The organism is Mesorhizobium sp. M7A.T.Ca.US.000.02.2.1, assembly GCF_003996995.1.
Lineage (GTDB): Bacteria > Pseudomonadota > Alphaproteobacteria > Rhizobiales > Rhizobiaceae > Mesorhizobium.
The window spans coordinates 1-6687 of sequence record NZ_RZTT01000336.1; the positions used below are offsets into that span (position 1 = coordinate 1).

The following is a 6687-nucleotide window of genomic DNA, read 5'->3' on the forward strand; positions in this document are numbered from 1 at the left end:
GAACGGAAGAACAAGACCGATGACGTCAGACATTTTTATGCTGGTCCGAAACCCTGGCGCCGGGCTAGCCCGTTGCTTAATAGGGCGTCAAGCGCCTCGGGATTGAATTGATGCGCGGTCTGCGCCAAATAAGCCCAAGGAATTCAGTGGTGAGTACGATGAAAACAGCCAAATTCGCGATCGGACAGGTGGTTCGCCACCGGCTGTTTCCATTCAGGGGCATTATTTTCGATGTCGATCCGCAATTCGCCAACACCGACGAATGGTACGAAGCCATCCCCGCCGACGTGCGGCCGCACAAGGATCAGCCTTTCTATCATCTGCTCGCCGAAAATTCGGAGACCGAGTACATCGCCTATGTCTCCGAGCAGAATCTGCTCGAGGATCAGTCGGGGGAGCCGGTCCGGCATCCGCAGATCAAGGAGATGTTCGACAAGAAGCCGGACGGCGGCTACCAGCCGAAGCGGCAGTCCAGGCATTAGCCTACTGGAAGACAATCACAAAAAAGCGGGGCATGACCCCGCTTTCTTGTTGGCTCGGCGATATCGGCCGATCAGTTGGCGGTCTTCGCCTTGTCCTGCTCTTCCTTGAGCTTCTTGGCGAAATCCTGGTTGTTCTTGGCGACGAAGTCCTGAAGCTTCTTTTGCCGGTCCTCGATGTCCGACTGCTGCAGCGCCGGTCCGTCATAGGCGCCGCTGAAGCCCTGCAGGGCGACCTTGATCGGATTGGGCTGGTTCTGGAAATTGACGGAGGTCAGGGTAATCGCCTGGCCCTTCTTGAAGGCGGCGACGAGCTGATCGGTAAGCGGCACTTCCGCCACGCAACGATCCGGGAAGCAGATCACATAGTCGAGCTTCTGCGCCTTGCCGGTGTCGATCTGCAGGCCGATGCCGGGAGGCACCAGACGGCCGGTCGGGACCGTCACCTGGAACACCTTGCGGTTCACCTTGCCCTTCAGCTCGATCAGGCTGACGCCGGTGACCAGCTGGCCGTTGCCGGCGGTGGTGATGTTCTGGACGTTGCAGATGTCGACGTCTTCCTGCTTGGTGCAGGCCTTGAACCAGCCTTGCGGAATCTGCTGTTGCTGCTGTGCGGAAGCAGCGGGAAGTCCTGCGCCGAGAAAGCCGACCACGCCAGCGGCCATGACCGACAGGCGGTACGCGTTGCTGTTCAGGCTCGTCATGTCGTGCACTTCCTCTCAAATGATCCCGGGACCGGCTTCTTCGTGCCGTGTGGTCCAGCTACCTGTTGCCGAAATGAGGCAACAGAATGACTTCGGAGGGCGTGTTACACTGCAAGCGATGCCGAATCCAGCCCGGCGTCAGCAATTGTTGAACGCGCGGTTGGCCGGCGCGCAGCCGCCTCATGCTAGGGTGCACACCGAATCATCAAGCCGACCCAGTAAGGAGACGGTCATGGGCCGCGTTGTTGTTTGGCTGATCACCGGGATATCGTTTCTCGCCCTTTCGCATCAGCCGGCCGCATCGGAGCCGAAGCACGCTATCGCCATGCAGGGCGAGCCGGCGCTACCGCCCGGCTATACGCATTTCGACTACGTCAATCCCGACGCGCCGAAGGGTGGCTCGATCACCTATTGCGTCGTCGGCAGCTTCGACAATCTGAACCCTTTCATCCTCAAGAGCCTGCGCACGACGGCGCGCGGCATGATGGATACGATCTTCGGCAATCTGGTCTTCGAGCCGTTGATGCAGCGCAATGCCGACGAGGCTTTCACGCTCTACGGTTTGTTGGCCGACAGCGCCGACATGGACCCGGAGCGCAAGAGCATCGAATTCCATCTCAATCCGAAGGCCAAATGGTCGGACGGTCAGCCGGTGACGCCGGAGGACGTGCTGTTCAGCTATGACGTCTACACCGAGAAAGGCCGCCCGCCTTACAGCGATCGCATGGCCAGGGTCGCCAAGCTCGAAAAGACCGGCGATCACAGCGTGCGCTTCACCTTCAACGACAAGGCCGATCGCGAATTCCCGCTGATCATCGCGCTGACCCCGATCATCCCGAAGCACGCCTTCGACAAGGAGACTTTCGACAGGACGACGCTCAAGCCGGTGATCGGCAGCGGCCCTTATAGGATCGCGCAGGTGCAGCCCGGCCAGCGCATCGTGTTCAAGCGCAACCCGGACTACTGGGGCAAGGACGTCCCGGCCAAGCGCGGTTTCGACAATTACGACCAGATCACCATTGAGTATTTCCTCAACGCCAACGCCAAGCTCGAAGCGTTCAAGAAAGGCCTTTGCGCCATCGACGACGACAGTGATCCGGTGAAGCGCGAGCGCGATCTCGATTTTCCGGCCTTCCACAAGGGCGATGTCGTCGCCGAAACCTTCGACACCGGCATTCCGCCCGTGGTGACCGGTTTCCTATTCAACACGCGGTTGCCGAAATTCGCCAACCCTGTCGTGCGGCGCGCGCTCGGCATGCTCTACGATTTCGAATGGGCCAACAAGAACCTGTTCGGCGGCAAGTACACGCGCACGATGAGTTACTGGCAGAATTCCGAGCTTTCCGCGATCGGGCATCCGGCCGACGACAGGGAGAAAGCGCTTCTGGCGCCCTACCCCGGCCGCGTCCCTGCCGATGTCATGGACGGTACATGGCGGCCGCCGGTGACCGACGGATCGGGCCAGGACCGCCGCGTGCTGAAGGCAGCCTTCGATCTTTTGAAAAGTGTCGACTACCACGTGCAGAATGGAACGATGCTCGATCCCGAAGGCAACCCCTTCAGCTTCGAAATCCTGACCGCATCGCAGGACGAGGAGCGCCTTGCCGGCATCTACCAGCGCACGCTGGAGAAGATCGGCATCGATCTCACCATTCGCAGCCTCGACGGCGACCAGATCCAGTCGCGCAAGCAGCGCTTCGACTTCGAGGTCCTGATCGGATCGAGCGGCTTCAACAATTCGTTGTCGCCCGGCATCGAGCAGAGCGGGCGCTGGAGTTCCGCCGCGGCCAGGACGGAAGGCTCGTTCAATCTCGCCGGCGTCGCCGATCCGGCTGTGGACGCGGCGATCGAGGCGATTCTGCGCGCCCGCTCCAAGGAGGATTATGTTGCCGCCGTTCGCGTTCTCGACCGGCTGCTGATCTCCGGCAACTACATGGTGCCTATGCAGCACAACACGCAGCAATGGATTGCCTACTGGAACTACCTGGAACATCCGCAAAAGACGCCCATATTCGGGTATCAACTGCCAACATGGTGGCGCAAACCCAACTGAGGGATCAGGAGATCGAGATGAGCGAATTGAACGCCATCACCGTCGATGTGGTGTCCGATGTCGTCTGCCCCTGGTGCTTCATCGGCCAGAAGCGGCTCGACAGGGCGATTGCCGCCGTCGGCGATGTCGATGTGCATGTCCGCTGGCGGCCGTTTCAGCTCGATCCGACCATTCCGCCTGAAGGCAAGGACCGCCGCGAATACATGCTGGCAAAATTCGGCAGCGATGAGCGCATCCGCGAGATTCACGCCCGCATCGAGCCGCTGGGCGAAGCGGAAGACATTTCCTTTGCCTTCGACGCCATCAAGGTGGCGCCGAACACGCTCGATGCGCACCGGCTGATCCGCTGGGCAGGTGCCGCCGGCGAAGCCATTCAGAACAGGCTTGTGCGCCGGCTGTTCCAGCTGAATTTCGAGGAAGGCGCCAACATTGGCGATCATGCCGTGCTGGTCGAGGCGGCGCGCGAGGCCGGCATGGATGCGTCCGTGGTCGCCACGCTTTTGCCGACCGAGGCCGATGTCGAGGCGGTGCGCACCGAGATCGCCACCGCGTCGCGCATGGGCATTTCTGGCGTGCCGTGCTTCCTGCTCGAGGACAAATACGCGGTCATGGGCGCACAGGATGCCGACACGCTGGCCGATGCCATTCGCCAGGTGGCGGCCGCCAAGGCGCGCGGCGAACTGGACAAGGCCGGCTGAGCCGACCGCCCTCTCCTCTCCGCGACAGCAGCAAACGTTACTTCACCGTCGCTTTGGCCTTGCTGATGAAAAATCCATGGCCGTTCGTGGCGGTGCAGGTCAGTCCCTTGGTTGACGACTGGCACGAGAACGGCCCGGCGCTCCAGCTGTTGCCGTAGCCAAGCTTGTCGACATCGCTGCAGCAGCCCTGCTCGCCCGGGTTCTTGATCAGCGTGGCTGGCCCCTTCGGACCCAGGATAATCGTGACGTAGCTCGGCTCGACGCGCGAGCAACTCAGCTCCGGGCCGCCATCCTTTGGCTCATAGGTGCCGGTGCCGCCTTTGGCCGTGTAGATGCAGCCGATGTTGCCGGACGGCGTGTTGAACTCGATCTGGCCTTCGGCGCTGGCCGGGATGCTCTGCGCGCCGGCATGCGCCAAAGGTACGAGGGGCAGCCAGGCGAAGAGGGACAGGATTGCGGCCGCGCGTGCAAGCATTGGGAGCTTCCTTGTTGGAGAACCGGACATGCATGAGTGTCGACGATGCCGGGCAAGGTTCAATCCCAGGTGGATGAATTGTCAAACGCAGTCCCTCAGCTGACCGGACAAGACGGAACGCGCCGCTCGATCGATTCTCCCGTCACTTCCTGCCCCTGGCAAGGACGACCACGGCATTCCTGGCGAGTCACGAACCGCAAATTTTCGAGCTCTCTGGGCCGTCCGCAGTGAGAAAACCGATCGCTCGACACGATTTCGAGTTCACGAAACCGTGTGAAAGCCTTCCCCAGGGGAAGCTCCATCGACGGCATTTTATTGAAGATCAAGTATCTGAAATCAATATCGATATTCTGATTATTGCCGACCGTTGTCGCTACATTTCAGCGTGTAATCTGTTGCCTCACGGCAACGGCTGCCGGGGCAATCCGGTCGGGCCGGTTTTAAATTAATGGAAAATGATCAATTGGTGTTACCATCCGTAACAAAAGAAAAAAGGTTTGGGCGGGATCGTGATTCGGGTCGGTAGACCATCGCAAGAGTCAGTACCGGAAAAAACACCTCGCGATGCCGCAGGGCGATCGCTTCTGACGCCGGTGTCGTCGATGCGCAGCTTCTGGGGCCTGATGCGGGCCTACTGGGTTTCCGACCGCTGGAAGGAAGCCTGGACGCTGACGCTGGTGATCGCGGTGCTCACGGCGCTGTCCAGCAAGGCCGGTGTCTGGTTCGCAGAAGCCTCCGGCGAACTGGTCAATTCGATCGCCTTCTTCCATGACGCCGCCAACACCACGCCGCTTCGCTCGCTGCTGGTCAATGCCGGCGTCCTCGTGCTGCTGGTCGTACTCAAGGACGCTGGCTTCACCGGCATCCGCAATCTTGTCTCGGCGACATTGCACCGCAAATGGCGCGGTTGGCTGGACAGCCGCTTCAATGAAGCGCTGCTGGATGGCAACCATACGCATTTCCATGCCCAGCATGCATCGACCGGCAGCGGCGCACCGGCCCCCGACAACATCGACCAGCGTGTCCAGGAATCCATCAAGGACATGACCGGGGGCGCCATCGGGCTCGCCATGGGCGTGCTGGGCGTCGCCACATCGCTCTATTTCGTCGGCCAGAAGCTGCTCGAAAACTCCGTTGAGGTGAAGGGGCTGGAATTCCTCGGCAGCTATGGCAGCGCCATTCTCGCCTTCCTGGCCGTCGCCACCTACGTGCCGCTGAACACTTGGATAGCGGTCAAGCTCGGCGGCCTGCTCGAACGCCTCAACGTCAGGATGCAGCAAGCCGAGGGCAGCTATCGCGGCGAGCTGACGACATTCCTGCGCCGCTCCTTCCATGTCGCGGCGTCTCAGGGCGAAGGCGTGCAAAGGACCATGCATGGCCGGCTCTATGTCGATATCGACGGCACCTGGACGCGGCTGAACATCGTCAACACCGTCTACATGTCGTTCGAGCTGATCTACAATTTCATCGGCGCCCGCATTGTCGCCTACGGACCGGGCCTGGTGCCGTTTATCCACAACGGTCTCGACCTCAAGGGCTACATAACAGGCTCCGAGCTGGTCAATTCGCTGATCGGCCAGTGTTCGTGGTTCATCCATGTCATGCCCGCCATCGCCACGCTGCGCGCCAACAGCCAGCGTGTCACCGAGTTGGCCAACGCGATCGAGAATGTCCAGCATCCGCAGGAATTCTACAGCCAGACCGGCCGCTCCGATTTCCACTACACCAGCCAGAACCCGGTTTTCGGCTTGACCATCCAGAAGCTCGAACTGGCGCATCAAGGCGAGGATGCGACGCCCTTCCTCAGCGCGGCCAATCTGCGCTTCCGGCGCGGCGAATGGACTTTCCTGAAGGGCGAGTCCGGCTGCGGCAAGACTTCGCTGATCAAGGCGATCAACGGCCTGTGGCCATATGGCCGCGGCACCATCGTCTTTCCCGAAGGCGTGAAGAGTTTCTATGCCGCCCAGGAGGTCAAGCTGCAGCCTGTGTCGCTGAAGCAACTGGTCTGCCTGCCGGGCTCCGAGCACGACCATGGCGACGCGCAGGTGGCGTCGGCGCTGCACAAGGCGGGGCTCGGCGACTTCATCGAGCACATGGCCGACGAAAGCCGCGAAGGCAAAAGCTGGGACCAGGTGCTGTCGGGCGGCCAGAAGCAGAAGTTGGTGGTGGCTCGCATCGTGCTGCAGCAGCCGGGGCTGCTGTTCCTCGACGAGGCGACCGGCGCGCTCGACCCCGACGGCAAGGTCGCCTTCCACCAGGCCATCAAGGACAACTGTCC

Annotated in this window: 6 protein-coding genes; 4 read left to right on the forward strand and 2 right to left on the reverse strand. The window is 61.1% G+C overall.

Annotation, left to right across the window (positions count from 1 at the left end; genetic code table 11):
* The first annotated feature begins 158 nt into the window (after positions 1-158).
* Positions 159-482 carry a heat shock protein HspQ gene (hspQ, locus tag EOD15_RS25425; protein ID WP_164761589.1) on the forward strand — a complete coding sequence of 108 codons (324 nt, stop codon included), beginning with the start codon at positions 159-161 and terminating at the stop codon, positions 480-482.
* Positions 483-553: 71 nt separating this feature from the next.
* Here the strand turns inward: hspQ and EOD15_RS25430 are convergent, their stop codons facing one another.
* Positions 554-1183, reverse strand: coding sequence for an invasion associated locus B family protein (locus EOD15_RS25430; protein WP_127270670.1), 630 nt, complete (start codon positions 1181-1183; stop codon positions 554-556).
* 232 nt (positions 1184-1415) lie between these two features.
* Between EOD15_RS25430 and EOD15_RS25435 the strand changes: the two genes are divergently transcribed.
* Together EOD15_RS25435 and EOD15_RS25440 are read left to right on the forward strand one after the other, a co-directional pair.
* Positions 1416-3236: an extracellular solute-binding protein gene (locus tag EOD15_RS25435; protein ID WP_127318732.1), complete on the forward strand. Its 1821-nt coding sequence runs from the start codon at positions 1416-1418 to the stop codon at positions 3234-3236.
* A gap of 17 nt (positions 3237-3253) precedes the next feature.
* Positions 3254-3934: a DsbA family protein gene (locus tag EOD15_RS25440; RefSeq protein WP_127318734.1), complete on the forward strand. Its 681-nt coding sequence runs from the start codon at positions 3254-3256 to the stop codon at positions 3932-3934.
* A 37-nt stretch (positions 3935-3971) separates the two neighbouring features.
* On the opposite strand, the gene EOD15_RS25445 is transcribed toward EOD15_RS25440, so the two are convergent.
* Positions 3972-4409, reverse strand: coding sequence for a hypothetical protein (locus EOD15_RS25445; protein WP_127272122.1), 438 nt, complete (start codon positions 4407-4409; stop codon positions 3972-3974).
* A gap of 602 nt (positions 4410-5011) precedes the next feature.
* Between EOD15_RS25445 and EOD15_RS25450 the strand changes: the two genes are divergently transcribed.
* Positions 5012-6687, forward strand: a 1676-nt coding sequence (locus EOD15_RS25450; protein ID WP_185929073.1) for an ABC transporter ATP-binding protein/permease, incomplete at its 3' end; no start/stop codon positions are given.